Source organism: Pseudarthrobacter sp. S3 (assembly GCF_050156905.1).
Classification (GTDB): domain Bacteria; phylum Actinomycetota; class Actinomycetes; order Actinomycetales; family Micrococcaceae; genus Arthrobacter.
On the sequence record NZ_CP189583.1, the window covers coordinates 251,605 to 266,895 of the forward strand.

The following is a 15,291-nucleotide window of genomic DNA, read 5'->3' on the forward strand; positions in this document are numbered from 1 at the left end:
GTCAATCCTGACGACTAGGGGCCGCAGGTAGGGGGCAAGCCCTGCACCTGGCCGGGGTTGCAGCTGGGCAGGACGGACGTCGGCCCGGCCGAGGCAGCCGGCGAGGCGGCCGGCGACGACGGCGGAGCGGTCGGCGTAGTGGCGGGGGCAGGAACGGCGTAAGTCACGGTCACTTCAGCCCCCTTGGGCACGGTGCCCGTGGGATTAACCTGCAACACCGTTCCCGCAGCGGAAGTACTCTGCTGCGGGATGACCCGCACGGACAGGCCCATGGTTTCAAGCGTCCCTTGGACCTGACGGTAGTCCTTCCCGAGGTATGCCGCCGAAATGATGTCCACGGTGCTGGGCGTGGGCGTCGGCGTGGGCGCGTCAGTGGTGCGGCTGGGGGTGGGCGTGGCGGACGCCGAGGTCTTTGACGGGCTGGCGCTGGTGGACGGCGGGTTGCTGGATGCCGGGTTAGTGGTGGTGTTGGCCGGGTTAAAAATCCCCTGCTGCGTCAGGAAGAACCCCACCAGCGCGAACAGAACCAGCACGATCAAGGCGACCAGCGGCCACGTCCAGGGGCTCCGGCCGCGACGCTCGGGCTCATCCTCCGGTTCGTCGTCGTACTTTTCTTCCTCCTGCACCCAACTGCGCTCCGCAGCCAGGGCGTCCGCACGCGAAAGCGTGCTGCCGGCTCCGGTGGCTGTGCCCGCGGCCGCGGCGCCGACTGCAGCGCCACCGGCAGCGGCACTAAGCACGGGCAGGGCGGACGTGGACGTCGTGTTGCTGTCCTTGTGGGCGATAACACCCGTGGGCGCTGTGGCAATGTCCACCGGTGCCGTAATGGGGCCGGTTGTCGCTTCGAAGAGCAACATGCCGGGAACCGCGGCATGCGCGGCATCAATGTCGCCGTTGCGGATGGCCTCGGCGGCTTCGGACAGCTTGATGGCGTTGGCCGGACGGTTCTTGGGGTCCTTGGCCAGCATGGACATCAGCAGTGCGCGGACCGGTTTGGGCAGGGTCTCCGGAAGCGGCGGCGGGGCGTCGTTGACCTGCGCCAGGGCAATGGCGATCTGGGATTCGCCGGAGAACGGCCGGTGCCCGGTGAGGCACTCGTAGCCGATCACGCCGAGTGAGTAGATGTCCGAGGCACCGGTAGCGGTCTGGCCGGTGGCCTGCTCGGGGGCGAGGTACTGGGCGGTTCCCATGACCTGGCCTGTCTGCGTTAACGGGACCTGGTCGGCCAGACGGGCGATGCCAAAGTCGGTGACCTTGACCCGGCCGTCGGGGGTGATCAGCAGGTTGCCCGGCTTGATGTCGCGGTGGACCAGCCCCTGGGCGTGGGCGACGGAAAGGGCGCGGGCGGTCTGCGCCATCATGGACAGCGTCCGGTCCGGGGACAGTACCTGCTCGTGCTCGATGATGCTGCTCAGCGGCTGGCCCGGAACGAGCTCCATGACCAGGTAGGCGGAGCCATCCTCCTCGCCGTAGTCAAAGACATTGGCGATGCCCACGTGGTTCAACAGGGCGGTGTGGCGTGCCTCCGCGCGGAACCTCTGGAGGAATCCGGGATCACCGGTGTATTCCTCCTTGAGTACCTTGATGGCGACAATCCGGCCCAGGACCTGGTCCTTGGCCTTCCAGACCTCGCCCATCCCGCCGATCGCAATCCGCGTGGTCAGCTGGAATCTGCCGCCGAGGGTGATTCCCGTTGTAGGCCTCACTTATTCAACACCGCCTCAAAAATCTTCTTCGCGTTCGGACTGGTTAGCTGTGCACCGGTGGTGATGTCTACGCCCTCCATGGCGATGGTGACGCTCACCTCCGGGTTGTTCGCGGGGGCAAACCCGGTGAACCAGGAGTTGTTCAGGCCGTTGCCCAGTTCGGCGGTTCCGGTTTTGCCGGCCACCTGAACACCGGGGACAGCCGCGCCGCGGGCGATGCCCTGGCTCACCGCGCTGGTCATCCATTCGGTGATCTGCCGGGCAATCTCCGGCGTGGTGGAAGTCCGGAGCGCTTCAGGCTTGGGTTCGTCAATGACACGAAGGTCCGGGGACCGCACGGTCTTGACAAGGCTGGGGCTCATCTGGACGCCGTTGTTGGCGATGGCGGCGGTCATCATTGCGATCTGCAGCGGCGTGGCGCGCACGTCCTTCTGGCCAATGGCGGACTGGGCCAGGCCTGGCCCGTCCAGTTCATCGGGGAAGCCGTTGCCCTTGGCGTAGGCGAGCTTGAGCTGATCGCCAAGTACCTCGCCGAAGCCGAACTTTGCCGCCTGCTCGGCGATGGCGTCGCGGCCCAGGTCGAGGGCAATTCTGGCGAACGGCGTATTGCAGGACTGCTGCAGGGCGAAGGCAAAGCTGGCCGTCTCCTGGGTGTAGCAGTTGCCCCCGGCGTAGTTCGGCAGCTTGTACTGGATCCCCGGGAACGGCATCTCGGCTGGGTTGGGGAGCACGCTGTCCTTGTTGTACTTCCCGGAGGCGAGGGCCGCAGCGGTATCCACCAGCTTGAACACTGACCCCGGAGCGAGCAGTTCGCCCGTGGGCCCGCTGACATTCTGGTTCAGGTTGATGCCGGGGACCTTGACCAGCTCATTGATGTTGGTGTTTTCGGCTTTCGAGTCCTGGGTGGCGATCAGGTTGGGGTCATAGGACGGTTTGGACACCATGGCCAGGATGGCGCCGGTCTTGGGGTTGGTGACCACAATGGAACCTCGCTGGCCGTCCGGAATGAGGTCGTAGGCAAGCTTCTGGATAGCGGGATCGATGGTGAGTTCCACCGAAGCCCCCTTCGGCTGGCTGCCCAGGAAGAGCTGGCCGATGCGGTCGAAGAACTGCTGGTCTGAGCTGCCAGCCAACTGGGCGTTCATCGCAACTTCCAGGCCGGTGGCACCATAGTTCTTCGAGAAGTAGCCCGTGATGCCTGCATACAGTGCCGGCTGCGCGTAGGTGCGCTGGAACTTGCAGACCTCGGAGGTGCCTTCCACCGATTGGGCGACCGGGTTTCCGCCCACGATGATGGCGCCGCGGTCGTTGCAGTAATTCTGCAGAATGGCGCGCTGGTTCAGAGGGTGGTCCTTGAGGTCATCGGCACCCACCACCTGGACGAAGCTGATAGCGCCGAAGATCAATGCAAACATGGCGATCGCTGCCACCCAGGAATTCCGGATTGCCTGGTTCACGCTTGTTTCACCGCCTCGGTGGGAGTATCAATTCCTGCAGATTCCGCAGCGCCGCCGGGAGGAAGTGGCGTGGTGTCCACCGGACCCCGCGCAGTATGGGAAATCAGCAGGAGCAGGCCCACGATGATCCAGTTGGCCAGCAGCGACGAACCTCCCGCGGCGAGGAACGGCGTGGTCAGACCGGTCAATGGAATCAGCCGTGTGACTCCGCCGATCACCACGAAGCACTGAAGGGCGATGGCGAAGGAAAGTCCGCAGGCCAGCAGTTTCCCGAAGGCATCCCGGGTGCCCAGCGCCGCCCGAAACCCTCGGGTGAACAGCATGACGTACATCAGCACCACGGCGAACAGTCCGATCAGGCCCAGCTCCTCGCCGATGGACGCGATGATCATATCGCTGTTGGCGAAGGGGACCAGGTCCGGCCGGCCCTGGCCCAGGCCGGTACCCACTAGGCCGCCGTTAGCCATGCCGAAGAGTCCCTCGATGACTTGCCGGCTGCCGGTCTCGTAAACGTCCGGGCTGAAGGCGTTAATCCAGCCGTAGATGCGTACTTCGACATGGGAAAATACCTGAGCTGCCACGAAACCGCCGCCTAAGATGAGGCCCAAGCCGATAACCACCCAGCTGATACGGCTGGTGGCCACGTAGATCAGCACGATGAACAGGCCAAAGAACAGCACGGAGGAGCCGAGGTCCCGCTGGAAGATCAACACGCCGATGCTCACCAGCCAGGCGGTTATCATGGGCCCCATGTCCTTGAACCGGGGGAACTGCAGCGGGCCGATCTTGCGTCCAGCCAACAGTATGAGGTCCCGGTTGGAGGACAGATAACCGGCGAAGAATATAGCGAGGGTGATCTTGGCAATCTCACCCGGCTGGAACGTCAACGGACCCATCCGGATCCAGACCCGGGCGCCCAGGATTTCGCCGGCCGAGATGCCGGGCACCAGCGGAAGAATGAGCAGGAGCGCGCTCACGGCCAGTGAGATGAAGGTGAAGCGGCGGAGCACCCGGTGGTCCTTTAGAAACCAGATCACGCCGACGGCCACTGCCATGGCGATCAGGGTCCAGCGGAGCTGGTTGTTCCCGGTGTCTTCCCCGGGGGCGTCGAGGCGGTGGATCATGGCAAGGCCCAAGCCGTTAAGTGCAACAACCAACGGAAGTATGACCGGATCGGCATATTTAGCCCGGATCCGCAGAACCACGTGGAAGAACAGGGCTGCCACCGCGAGGAGGCTGGACTGGAACCAGAAATCGGAGTCGAACGCCTTCTCCTGGTCAACGCCCACTAACATGTTGGCGCCGATGCCCACAGACAGGGCGAGAATCAGCAGCAACAGTTCCACGTTGCGCCGGGGTTTGGGTACGGTGCTGAGCTGGCTCACTGGCCTCCCTCACAAGCGGTAGTGGGGCTGGGCGAGGCGGACGGGGACGGCGTCGCCGCAGGAGTGGCTGCGTCCGACGATGGGGCAGGCGCCGTGGGTGTTGCAGCCGGCGCAGTAGTTGGGGCCGGAACGGGCGACGGGGTCAGGCACTCATCCGGCGGAGCAATGGTACCGGTGCCTTCGAGGTTCTTCACGATCCGCTGGGCATCGTAGAGATCACGCGCGGGAACTGTCTGGCGGACGCGCTGCTGGGAGAACTGGGGCAAGGAGTCCATCTGGATCTCTGTTACGGCTTCGAGGGTGGAAAGCTGGATGGGGCCAAGCCGCTGCGATACACCGTTATAGATGGCAACGCGGGAATCGTATTCCCCGATGTAATAGCGGGTCTGGGTCCAGGCATAGCCGAGCCAGAGGCCAACGGTCAGCACCACCAGCACGGATGCGGCGATGGACAAGGTGACCCAGCGGCGGGGTTTCGGCCGCCCCAGGGCGGCGTCATCCGCCTCTGCCGCGGGAGCGTCGGCCTTGTGCGTCAGGACGGTGGCGGCCCGCCTGGCCACGGTGCGGCCGGCAATGGTGGGAATGGAGCCGGACTCGGCCGCGGTGGCCGCAGCACCGACAAGTTCGTGCGGGCGCGATGCGAGTTCCTGCCGCAGGACTTCGGCCGAAAGGTGCTCGCCGAGATGGGGGTCGGTGGAGGGCGGGGGTTCCGCGGCCACTGGCTTTTCGGCGGCTTTGTCGGCTGCGGGGCTTTTGACGTCGGACGCCTCTGGGCCCGGTGAAGTGCTGGCCGCTTCGCTGTCAGCGGCAGGGGCTTCGGTGGCCGGCTGCGAGGGGACGATGTCGACGGCGGCGGTACTGACGTCGTCGGGCGTTTCCTCGGTGATTTCCACCATGACGACGGTGACGTTGTCCGGTGAGCCAGCTTCGAGCGTGAGGTTCACCAGGGTTTCGACGCACTCGCGGAGGTCCTTTGTCTCGCGGACCGTCCGCTCCACCACGTGTCCGGCCACGTAGTTGAGCCCGTCGGAGCAGAGCAGCCAGCGCTCACCGGGCTGGACGTCCAGGGTGTCCAGATCCAGCTCGGGGCTGGCGTCGACGTCGCCCAGGACGCGCATAAGGACGTTTTTGTGTGGGTGGGTTTCGGCTTCTTCGGGGCGGAGCCGCCCCTCATCGATCAGCCGCTGGACGAACGTGTGGTCAATGCTGATCTGGGCAAATTCGCCGTCGCGCAGGCGGTAGGCCCGGGAGTCGCCGATATGCGCGAAATGTAGCTTGCCTTCTGCCAGAAGCAGGGATGTAACGGTGGTGCCCATGCCGGCCAGCTTGGGGTTGATGTGGACCAGCTCGGAGAGCAGGGAGTTGGCCGTCTGGATTTCGTCGGCGAGGACCGTGCCAGCATCGCCGTCGTGGTCGTCGTGGTCCAGGTGCAGCATGTCCAGCACGGTGGCGGCAGAGGCGACATCGCCGCCCGCGTGGCCGCCCATTCCGTCCGCGACCACCGCCAAATGGCGTCCGACGTACGCCGAGTCATCATTTTTGGCTCGAATGCGTCCCACATCCGAGCGCGCTGCATAGCGCATGATGAGGGGCCGCTGGACGGGCGTGGCCTCGCCGGCGGGAAGATCAGCGGCCATTGTTATGGCCTCAATTCGATGACCGTCTTGCCGATTCTCACGGGTACGCCAAGTTCAACGGGCAGGGCCCGGGTAAGTTGCTGGTCGGCCAGGTACGTGCCGTTGGTGGAGCCCAGGTCCTCGATAAACCAGCGGCTGCCCTGCGGGAAAAGCCGCGCGTGGCGGCCGGAGGCGTAGTCGTCCTCGAGAATCAGCGTGGCTTCCTGCGCGCGGCCCAACAGGATGGGGCTGGCGGCCAAGGGGATGGTGGTTCCCTTAAGCGGGCCTTCGGTGACCACCAGTTGGTGGGCCTGCTGCTTGAGGGTCTGCGGCGGAGCCTCGGCCAGATCTGGATTCTTGCGGACCTGCCGGGCGGTCGGAGTGCCGGCGGCCGCTTTGCGGCCCACCATCAGGTCCCGGCGCATGGCCGAAACTATGCTGAAGATGAGGACCCAAAGCAGGATCAGGAAGCCAAACCGCAGCGCAGTGATGGTCAGGTCGCTCACGGGCGGCCCCCAGGGTTGGCGGGAAGCAGGCGGAAGATGATCTTAGTCCGTCCCATCGTGATGGTGGAGCCGTCGGTCAGTTCGGTGCTGTCCGCCACCTTGTGGCCATTGACGTAGCTGCCGTTAGTGGAGCCGAGGTCCACGGCGCTGGTGACACCGTTGGTGGTGCGGATCTCGAGGTGGCGGCGAGAGACGCCGGTGTCGTCAACCAGAATGTCAGCCTCGGAAGACCGGCCCAGGACGATGGATGCGGCATTGAGGGAGTAGCGCTGGCCGTCGATATCCAGAACGGGCTGCAGCCGCAGGGGCGGGCGGCCGGGGGCCGCTGGCAGGTTGGGCCTGGCTGGCGCGACGCCGGGGCCGGCTTTGGACTTCTCGGTGGAGGAGATGATCTCGAAGTCGCCGGCGCGCAGCTCCTCGGACCGGCGGAAGGAGATCCGTACCGAGCCCTGCAGGGTGTAGCCCTGGCTGCGGACGTGGTTGATGACGACGTCGCAGAGTTCTTCGGCGAGTGGTGTGCCCCATTCCTGCGCCCTCGTGAAGTCGCCATCACTGAGCTGGACGTCGAAGACGTTCGGAGCCAGGATGCGGCCGGCGGCGATCGTGAGGGCTTTGTTGTCCACCTCGCGGCGGAGGCGGCTGGCGATTTCCACAGGTTCCACCTGGGCGCGCGAACCGGTGGAGAAGACACCGCGGACGGCCTTTTCAATACCGCGCTCGACCTTGTCCAGCAATCCCATGGTCCTTCTCCTTTCCCCCCGGCTGCGGGGCAGTTTTCGTTCCGGAACTCAACCAACAACGCAGTTCAGAACCCAGTGGCCTGCCTGGCAGTGGCAGGCACTACTACATCAGATACTACTGGGCAGGCCTGTAAATGACCTTAATCCGCAACGGCCGGGCCGCTGGAAAAGCCCGTTCCGGGACCCCGGAAGGCGCACTCCCGGCGGGGAATTTGACCGCGTCCGGAGCTCAATTGGTGTTTTGCCGCCGATGTCCGTTATGCTTGATCTCGCTGCTTTTACACGGTTGCGGATCCGGTAAACCGGCCGTTATTCATGGAAAAGAAGTTGCGCGCGAGTGGCGGAACGGCAGACGCGCTGGCTTCAGGTGCCAGTGTCCGAAAGGGCGTGGGGGTTCAAATCCCCCCTCGCGCACGCAAATCCAGAAAAGCCCCGGTCTTAGGATCGGGGCTTTTCTGCGTCTAAGCTCCATCACGGGCGAAGTCCCGGGATTCGTGCCGGGTGGCAGCGGTTCTACTTCCTTAACGCCCCGAAGCCCACGATAAGGGCCTCAAGCCCCAGGCTGAACGCCTCGTCCGCAGGTTTCTCGTGCCCCTGCGCGGCGAGGCTCCGGACTGCTCCCGTGAAGCTCGGCGTCGATTCGGCCATCCGGCCGGATTCGAAAATGTCGGCGGGGGCGGTGACGTCGTAAGCGGATCCGAAGATGAATGATTCCAGGGCCACGATGGCGGACACGATCCGCTCCTCCGGGAATCCGGCTGTCCGGAATCCGGCGCTGACGGTCTCATACATGGCGAGGGTCTGGGGTGCGTCCGTCACGGGAAGTACTGCGATGACGGGAATCAAGGGCGTGTGTTCCGCGAAGACATCCCGGTAACTCCAGGCCCATTTCCGCACTGCCGACTCCCAGGGCTCCGCGGCGAACGCAGTCACGTCCACCAGGGCAGCGAGGTGGTCTTCCACGAGCAGGAGCACGTCCCGCTTGGATTCCACGTGGTTATAGAGGGCCGACGGCGCCACGTGCAGTGAGCGGGCCAGTGCGGCCATGGTGAGGCCGTCGTAGCCGTTCTTGCCGATGAGCCGCAGGGCTGCGGCGGTGATGCCCGCAAGGTCCAGGACGGCGGCGGCCGGCCGCCCCGCGCGACGTCGCGACGCACCGGTTTTCGGCGCGGGGTCGTGCTCCTGGATGCTGGGTGACTTGGCTGGTGACGCCGGCATTGCTGGCCTTTCTGCGGGCAGTATCCCCAGCATTATTCCACCGGTCTCTTCCTCGCGGGCCGCGCAACAGCTATAGTTCTACTAAATGAATGACATTCATTTAGTGGTTCGCATCACTCAAGTGACCACAGAGAGGACATCATGCTGAATCTTGACCGCGACGTTGTAATCGTCGGCGCGGGACCGTCCGGTCTCACCGCTGCCCGCGAGCTGAAGAAGGCCGGCCTCAGCGTGGCAGTGCTGGAAGCACGGGACCGCGTGGGCGGCCGGACCTGGACCGACACCATTGACGGGGCCATGTTGGAAATCGGTGGCCAGTGGGTCTCCCCGGACCAGACTGCACTGCTGGAGCTTCTGGACGAGCTCGGCCTGAAGACATACTCCCGCTACCGTGAGGGCGAATCCGTCTATGTCGGCGCCGACGGCACGAAGACCCGCTACACCGGCGATTCCTTCCCGGTCAGTGGAGCCACCGGGGCGGAAATGGACAAGCTGATCGGCATTCTGGACGTCCTCGCCGCGGAAATCGGCGCCACCGAACCCTGGGCGCACCCCAAGGCCCGTGAACTGGACACCATTTCCTTCCACCACTGGCTGCGCGCCAATTCGTCCGACGAGGAGGCGTGCAACAACATTGGCCTGTTCATTGCGGGCGGCATGCTCACCAAGCCGGCACATGCCTTCTCGGCGCTGCAGGCGGTGCTGATGGCAGCCTCCGCCGGGTCCTTCAGCCACCTCACGGATGAGAGCTTCATCCTGGACAAGCGGGTCATCGGCGGGATGCAGCAGGTGTCCCTGCTGCAGGCAGCGGAACTGGGTGCCGACGTCGTACTTAACAGTCCGGTGCGCACCGTCCACTGGGGGGACGACGGCGAAGACGGGCACCACGTCAGTGTCGTTTCGGAGCGTGCCACCGTGAATGCGCGCTTTGTGATCATGGCCGTGCCGCCGAACCTCTACGCGCGTGTCTCCTTTGACCCGCCGCTTCCGCGGCGCCAGCAGCAGATGCACCAGCACCAGTCACTGGGCCTGGTGATCAAGGTCCACGCCGTCTACAGCACGCCGTTCTGGCGTGAAGACGGACTCTCCGGCACTGGCTTCGGTGCCGGGTCGCTGGTCCAGGAGGTCTACGACAACACGAACCACGCTGATTTGCGCGGAACGCTGGTGGGCTTCATCTCGGACGAAAAGGCCGACGCCGTCTTCGAGTTGAGTGCCGCCGAACGGAAGCGCGTGGTCTTGGAGTCCATTGCCGGCTTCCTGGGGGATAAGGCCCTGGCACCAGAGGTCTACTACGAATCCGACTGGGGCTCCGAAGAATGGACCCGGGGCGCGTACGCAGCCAGCTACGATCTGGGCGGCCTGCACCGTTACGGCAAGGACCAGCACACCCCCGTGGGCCCGATCTACTGGTGCTCCTCAGACCTCGCAGCGGAGGGCTACCAGCATGTTGACGGGGCCGTCCGCATGGGCCGGCGCACGGCGGCGCGCATCGCTGCGGCGGCGGGTGTTGCAGCCAATGCGGGCGCATCCGGTGCAGAACATATGGCCGCTGTCGACTGACAGCAGCACCGGCTCCAATCCATTCAGCGTCGAATGAACTACGAGAGGCAAGGCCATGGTTCCCAAAGAAGTGACAGTACAGACAGTCAGCGGCGTGGACAAATGGCCTGGCTGAAAAGGGCCTGAGCGGGAAGGGCCTGAACGCCGGCGCGGTGGGGCTGGTGGGCGCCGTCGTGATCGGGGTTTCCTGTATCGCGCCTGCATACACGCAGCCCGCGGCGCTGGGGCCAACGGTATCGGAGGTGGGGGTTCAGCTGCCGGCGATCTTCCTGGTGGGCTTTATCCCCATGATTCTGGTGGCGTTCGGCTACCGGGAACTGAACTATGCCATCCCCGACGCCGGCACCTCGTTCACGTGGGCATCGCGCGTCTTTGGTCCGTGGATCGGTTGGATGGAAGGCTGGGGGCTGATTGCGGCCACCATCATTGTGCTGGCCGGTACGCCGATCCCAGCCGGTCCGCGACGTCCGCTACCCCGCCGCGGCCTACCGAGGCTTCCTTTATTCAGGAGCGTGGATGGGGGGAGCAATTAGGCTCTTGAGCATTTGTCGTTCTGCAACGTTCAGTCGGTCATTGAGGTTCTTTTGGGCCTCATCGATCTTTCCGGCCAGAACCAGGTCACAGAATTCCTGATGTTCGTGCAGTTCGTCGCCCATGACGTTCTCGTCAGCTTCCTGGTGTGTCATGGCGAGCCGGAGGCGTCTCATGAGCGAAGCGTGCGTCTCAGAGAGTATGCGGGATTTGAGGAAGCTGACGGTTGTTACATGGCTGAGCTTGTCGGCTTCAACGAACCCGACCACGTCACCGTTGGTCACGGCGTCCTTCATTTGGGCAATGGCGTCTTTGAGTTGAAGGAGTGCTTCCTCTGGAGCGCCGTCGGCAGCCTTCACGCCAGCTAGTTCAAGGACGCGGCGTGCTTGGTAAATCTCCCTAACGTCCTCGGGGTCCAGGGTGAGGACTTCCAGGACCCGGGAGGCAGGATTGCGAACGAGTAGCCCTTCTAGCTCCAGGGAGTTCAAGGCTTGGCGGACAGTGGCACGCGAAACGCCGAGTTCAGTTGCCACGGCATCTTCCGTGACCCGCGTTCCCGGGAGTATTTCGCGGGTCAGGATCTGCTGCCGAAGCGCCGCGGTGCTCAGCTCAGTTGCGGTCATACGTCGGATTTTGTTCACAGGGTGCTCCTACTGTCTTCGGCGGTGGCGGGTCCGTCCAGCCGGGACCCGCCACCACTTATCTAGTCACGATCCTAGGTGTTCCTGGAGCGTGGATTTATCGATTACTGTTGCCCGGGCTGGCGGGGCGCGGCCAGAACCTGCTGGGGGTAGCTGTCCAGGAGCCTGGTGGGCCGGAAACTATCGAACAGCGGCTCGGGCTCGTCAAACACTTCCGCAGCGACTGCCGATCCCAGGAACGGGGCCAGGGTCACGCCACTGTGGGTAGCAACGAGGTAAAGCCAGGGCCTGGAAGGGACGGCGCCGATGACACTTTGCCCATCAGCAGGCATTGCTCGGACTCCGACATGGAGTTCTGTGATTTGGGCGTTTTCGGTGTTTTTCAGGATGTGTTGGAGCCTGTCGATGAATTCCTTTGCCAAGTCCGATTCCAGAGCGGGGACCGAACCAACTGTCGCGGTCACATCGAGATCGAGTGCTTGCAGCAATAAACGACCACCGCCGTCGGGGCGGATGTTCAGCTTTGGGCTGGTGAGCATCCGGTCTATGGCTACGGGCAGGGGGTTTGTGACCGCAAGGTAGCCGACGGTCACATCGCCCGGCTCTTGGTACTCGGCAACAACCGGACCCAATCCCGCGGCTGCTGTGATGTCGTTTGTCCACCGTCCAACAGCGCTGATCACGTGGTCTACAACGATGTTGCTGCCGTCGCTAAGGCTGACGTTCACGCCGTCGGTCATCTCTTCGAAGGATTCCACGTTCGCTCCGATGCGCAGACGGACGCCGAGTTGTTTGGCCCGCTGGAGCTGGTGACGTATGTACAGGGTGGGGTAGCAGTGCGCTTCGTGCGGGAAGTAAACAGCAGCGCTGCAGTCCTCAGGGACGATCAGGTCAGGAACGAGTTCGTTGGCCGTTGAACTGCTGATGCCTGCTGCTTCGTACCCGAGCTGCACAAGCCGTTCCAATCGGTGTTGGAGTTCGTTGGCGTGCTCAGGCGTGGCTGCGAGTTCGATGTGACCGGTGGGCCGGAACCAGTCCGCGCCCGTGCCGGCAAGGCGGTGGTGTGCTTCGAGGCCGGCGCGGTTGAGTTCGTAGTAGCCTACGGGTTCCTTGCCATTCGAGTTTACCCATGCATATGAGGTCGAAGACGTCCCAGAGCCCGGGGCATTCTTGTCGATCAGGGTTACTTCAGCCCCACGGGCAGCTGCCTCGGCGGCGATGGACACGCCAATTATTCCCGCTCCGATTACGGCTATTTTCATTGATGGTTCCTTCTGCGGTGGTAATGCTGTGGTTTAGAGGACTTTGCTGAGGAAGGCTTGGGTGCGTTCCTCCTGGGGGTTGCTTAGAACATCTTTGGGCCGGCCGCTTTCGACAACGACGCCACCGTCCATGAAGACGACGGAGTCCGCGACTTCGCGTGCAAAACCCATCTCGTGCGTCACAACGATCATGGTCATTCCGGTGGAGGCGAGGTCATGCATGACATCCAGTACCTCCCCGACCAGTTCGGGATCCAGCGCCGAGGTGGGTTCGTCGAACAGCATGAGCTTGGGTTCCATTGCCAGCGCACGGGCGATGGCAATGCGCTGTTGTTGCCCGCCGGAGAGTGACCCGGGGTAGGCGTTGCGCTTGTCGGCAAGACCGACCCGCTCGAGCAGACGTTCGGCGCGTTCCCTAACCCTGGCCTTCGATTCCTTTTTCACGCCCACGGGCGCCTCCATGATGTTCTGGAGAACCGACATGTGCGGGAACAAGTTGAACTGTTGGAATACCATTCCCACTTCCGAGCGCATTTTCGCTATGGACTGGGGGCGGAGTTCGTGGAGAGCCCCGTTGTGTTCGCGGTAACCAACCAGGTCGCCGTCGACGGTGATGCGCCCCGCTGAGGCAGTGTCGAGGTGATTGATGAGGCGCAGGAAAGTTGACTTTCCAGATCCTGAAGGGCCGAGAAGGGTGGTTACTTCTCCGGCTTTGACTTCCAGGTTGATGCCTTTGAGTACTTCGTTGTGCCCGAAGGACTTCCATACGTTCGTTGCCTTAACCATCACTTTTGGTGTCTGGGTCATCGAGTTCTCCTAACGGGCCGGGGCATCATTGGTGCCGCGCCTTTTTTGCAGTTCAATAAATCGGCGCATGATGCTCAGACCCTGTGCACGGGTGCTTTTGTTGTAGTGGCGTTCGGTGTAGTACTGGCCGATGGTCATGAGGGTCGTGACGATCAGGTACCAAATGGATGCCGTGATCAGGAGAGGTATGGTCTGGAAGTTTTCGGCGTAGATGAGTTGGGTCGCGTAGAGCAGCTCAGGGAAGGACAGCACGCTGACCAGCGACGTCGTCTTCAGCATGGAAATGACGTTATTGGCCGTCGGCGGGACGATGACGCTCATCGCCTGGGGGAGTATTACTCGACGCAGGGTGCGCATGTTTGACATACCCAGCGCGTGTGCTGCCTCCGTCTGTCCCTTGCCGACCGAGACGATGCCTGCCCGGACGATTTCAGCCATGTAGGCGGCTTCGTTCAGTGCAAGCCCAAGGATCGCGGCTACGACGGGAGTGATCAGTGAGTTGGTGTCCGTCGAGAAGAGGGGTTCTGCTCCGGGGATGCCGAGGGCAAGCGTGGGATACAGGGCTGAGATGAAGCCCCAGAACAGCAACTGAACGAACACCGGAGTTCCGCGGAAGAACCAGATGTAGAGGCCGGCCGCCCCATAGAGCGCCGGGTTGGTGCTCAAGCGCATGACTGCCAGGATCACTCCGAGGACTACGCCCAGAAGCATGGCGATGAAGGTCAGTTGCAGGGTATTCACCAAGCCGTCAAGCACCCGGGGAGAGGCGAAGTATTCACCGACAATGGGCCAGCCGAAGTTGGGGTTCGTCGCGACGGACTGAATGACTAGAACCGCCACCAGACCCATCATTATGTAGGACGCCCAGCGGCCAGGCCGCTTGAGCTTCTTGACTTTCTCCGGGCTTCGCTGTCCGACGGAAACGTCGGGGACAGTGAGTCCGTTCATGCTTGTGTTCACGAAAGAGCTCCGTTGATTTCAGATTTTTCGATCTTGATATCGCCCAGGTTCCACTTGTTCAGGATGGATTCGTAGGTGCCGTTGCTGATCAGTTCATTGATCGCGGCGTTTATCGCTGCAGTCAGTTTGCTGTCCTTGGGAAGCGCCACGCCACCGGGGTTGGGGTTTTTCAAGAGAGGGCCCACGGACTCGAATTTTGCCGGATTCTTCTTCGCGGCATCGGCGATAGGCGGTGCGTCGGTCAGGACTCCATCGATCCTGTTGCTCTGCAGAGCGAGCTGGGCCTGCGGAGCCGTTTGGTAGACGTCGGCAGTGGGCGCGGCCTTGCCGGCGGCCTTGCAGGATTCCTCCTGGGCGGGCAGGAAGGTGGTCTGCTGTAGCGAGCCTCTGATCACGCCGATGCGTCCGCCGCATGTCTGTTCTGCGGTGAGTTCCTTGGGGTTGCCCTTGCTAATCAAGAGAAGTGTGCCGTTCCAGTAATAGGTAGCGAAGTCCACGGTCTCCTCCCGCTTCTTTGTGTCACCGATGGAAGACATGGCCATGTCCACTTTGTTTGCTGCCAGCGACGGGATCAGTGCGTCAAAGGATGTGGGAACGAGTTCAACGTCCAGGTCCAGCAGGCCGCCGATGGCTTTTGCCAGGTCAGGGTCGAGCCCAATGATGGTCTTTCCATCTGCGTCAGTGGATTCGAAGGGAGCGTAGGTCGGATCGGTACCAACGCGAATTTTTCCTGCCTGCCGGATGTTCTCGGGCACCATCGCCGCGAGCTTTGAATTCACCGCAGGGGCTGAGGACGTTGCAGACGATTGAGGAGTCGAGCCGCCGCAGGCAGTGATGGACATGACTCCGGCCGCCACTGCTGCGATGGCGATGTTGCGATATTTGGCTTGCATATTTCA

At 63.1% G+C, this 15,291-nt stretch carries 13 protein-coding genes, 1 tRNA gene and 1 pseudogene; 3 read left to right on the plus strand and 12 right to left on the minus strand.

All coding sequences use genetic code 11. The features are described from left to right. Positions 1-14: 14 nt before the first annotated feature. From ACQCSV_RS01250 to ACQCSV_RS01275, 6 genes are read right to left on the minus strand one after another with little or no spacing between them, the layout of a single operon-like run. Positions 15-1,706, minus strand: coding sequence for a protein kinase domain-containing protein (locus tag ACQCSV_RS01250; RefSeq protein ID WP_354155925.1), 1,692 nt, complete (start codon positions 1,704-1,706; stop codon positions 15-17). Continuing rightward, complete coding sequence (locus ACQCSV_RS01255) at positions 1,703-3,163, minus strand: penicillin-binding protein 2 (protein WP_354155926.1); 1,461 nt, start codon at positions 3,161-3,163, stop codon at positions 1,703-1,705. The genes ACQCSV_RS01250 and ACQCSV_RS01255 overlap by 4 nt, the downstream gene beginning before the upstream one ends. Beyond that, positions 3,160-4,548 (minus strand): FtsW/RodA/SpoVE family cell cycle protein, encoded by a 1,389-nt coding sequence (locus tag ACQCSV_RS01260; protein WP_354223824.1) that lies wholly within the window; start codon positions 4,546-4,548, stop codon positions 3,160-3,162. The genes ACQCSV_RS01255 and ACQCSV_RS01260 overlap by 4 nt, the downstream gene beginning before the upstream one ends. Beyond that, positions 4,545-6,185, minus strand: coding sequence for a protein phosphatase 2C domain-containing protein (locus tag ACQCSV_RS01265; protein ID WP_354155928.1), 1,641 nt, complete (start codon positions 6,183-6,185; stop codon positions 4,545-4,547). Before ACQCSV_RS01265 ends, ACQCSV_RS01260 begins: the two co-directional genes overlap by 4 nt. Before the next feature lie 2 nt (positions 6,186-6,187). Continuing rightward, the gene (locus tag ACQCSV_RS01270) at positions 6,188-6,670 is read right to left on the minus strand and encodes an FHA domain-containing protein FhaB/FipA (RefSeq protein ID WP_185262068.1); all 483 of its coding nucleotides are present in this window, start codon (positions 6,668-6,670) and stop codon (positions 6,188-6,190) included. Next, positions 6,667-7,410, minus strand: coding sequence for a DUF3662 and FHA domain-containing protein (locus ACQCSV_RS01275; protein WP_354155929.1), 744 nt, complete (start codon positions 7,408-7,410; stop codon positions 6,667-6,669). The genes ACQCSV_RS01270 and ACQCSV_RS01275 overlap by 4 nt, the downstream gene beginning before the upstream one ends. Before the next feature lie 331 nt (positions 7,411-7,741). Between ACQCSV_RS01275 and ACQCSV_RS01280 the strand changes: the two genes are divergently transcribed. Continuing rightward, positions 7,742-7,824: transfer RNA gene (locus ACQCSV_RS01280), tRNA-Leu, on the plus strand. Positions 7,825-7,923: 99 nt separating this feature from the next. Here ACQCSV_RS01280 and ACQCSV_RS01285 read toward each other — a convergent pair. Beyond that, positions 7,924-8,661, minus strand: a complete 738-nt coding sequence (locus tag ACQCSV_RS01285; protein ID WP_354155930.1) for a TetR family transcriptional regulator — start codon at positions 8,659-8,661, stop codon at positions 7,924-7,926. Positions 8,662-8,769: 108 nt separating this feature from the next. Here ACQCSV_RS01285 and ACQCSV_RS01290 point away from each other — a divergent pair, with 108 nt between their 5' ends. Further along, positions 8,770-10,191 carry an NAD(P)/FAD-dependent oxidoreductase gene (locus ACQCSV_RS01290; protein ID WP_354155931.1) on the plus strand — a complete coding sequence of 474 codons (1,422 nt, stop codon included), beginning with the start codon at positions 8,770-8,772 and terminating at the stop codon, positions 10,189-10,191. Positions 10,192-10,298: 107 nt separating this feature from the next. Then, positions 10,299-10,628: pseudogene (locus ACQCSV_RS01295) on the plus strand (amino acid transporter); the annotation flags it as partial. A 63-nt stretch (positions 10,629-10,691) separates the two neighbouring features. On the opposite strand, the gene ACQCSV_RS01300 reads toward ACQCSV_RS01295, so the two are convergent. The 5 genes from ACQCSV_RS01300 to ACQCSV_RS01320 form a co-directional block, all read right to left on the minus strand. Next, complete coding sequence (locus ACQCSV_RS01300) at positions 10,692-11,345, minus strand: GntR family transcriptional regulator (RefSeq protein ID WP_282337323.1); 654 nt, start codon at positions 11,343-11,345, stop codon at positions 10,692-10,694. 122 nt (positions 11,346-11,467) lie between these two features. Next, positions 11,468-12,625 (minus strand): NAD(P)/FAD-dependent oxidoreductase, encoded by a 1,158-nt coding sequence (locus ACQCSV_RS01305; RefSeq protein WP_426939018.1) that lies wholly within the window; start codon positions 12,623-12,625, stop codon positions 11,468-11,470. A 33-nt stretch (positions 12,626-12,658) separates the two neighbouring features. Beyond that, complete coding sequence (locus ACQCSV_RS01310) at positions 12,659-13,432, minus strand: amino acid ABC transporter ATP-binding protein (protein ID WP_282331589.1); 774 nt, start codon at positions 13,430-13,432, stop codon at positions 12,659-12,661. A gap of 9 nt (positions 13,433-13,441) precedes the next feature. Next, positions 13,442-14,392, minus strand: coding sequence for an amino acid ABC transporter permease (locus ACQCSV_RS01315; RefSeq protein ID WP_354223826.1), 951 nt, complete (start codon positions 14,390-14,392; stop codon positions 13,442-13,444). Beyond that, entirely contained in the window at positions 14,389-15,285 is an 897-nt protein-coding gene (locus ACQCSV_RS01320; protein WP_354155934.1) for an ABC transporter substrate-binding protein, read from the minus strand. Before ACQCSV_RS01320 ends, ACQCSV_RS01315 begins: the two co-directional genes overlap by 4 nt. Positions 15,286-15,291: the final 6 nt, after the last annotated feature.

What these genes read in the sequence shown, in the direction of transcription:
- ACQCSV_RS01265 (WP_354155928.1), bottom strand. Translation starts at nt 6,185, where the DNA reads ATGGCCGCTGATCTTCCCGCCGGCGAGGCCACGCCCGTCCAGCGGCCC.
- ACQCSV_RS01275 (WP_354155929.1), bottom strand. Translation starts at nt 7,410, where the DNA reads ATGGGATTGCTGGACAAGGTCGAGCGCGGTATTGAAAAGGCCGTCCGC.
- ACQCSV_RS01285 (WP_354155930.1), bottom strand. Translation starts at nt 8,661, where the DNA reads ATGCTGGGGATACTGCCCGCAGAAAGGCCAGCAATGCCGGCGTCACCA.
- ACQCSV_RS01290 (WP_354155931.1), top strand. Translation starts at nt 8,770, where the DNA reads ATGCTGAATCTTGACCGCGACGTTGTAATCGTCGGCGCGGGACCGTCC.
- ACQCSV_RS01300 (WP_282337323.1), bottom strand. Translation starts at nt 11,345, where the DNA reads ATGACCGCAACTGAGCTGAGCACCGCGGCGCTTCGGCAGCAGATCCTG.
- ACQCSV_RS01305 (WP_426939018.1), bottom strand. Translation starts at nt 12,625, where the DNA reads ATGAAAATAGCCGTAATCGGAGCGGGAATAATTGGCGTGTCCATCGCC.
- ACQCSV_RS01310 (WP_282331589.1), bottom strand. Translation starts at nt 13,432, where the DNA reads ATGACCCAGACACCAAAAGTGATGGTTAAGGCAACGAACGTATGGAAG.
- ACQCSV_RS01320 (WP_354155934.1), bottom strand. Translation starts at nt 15,285, where the DNA reads ATGCAAGCCAAATATCGCAACATCGCCATCGCAGCAGTGGCGGCCGGA.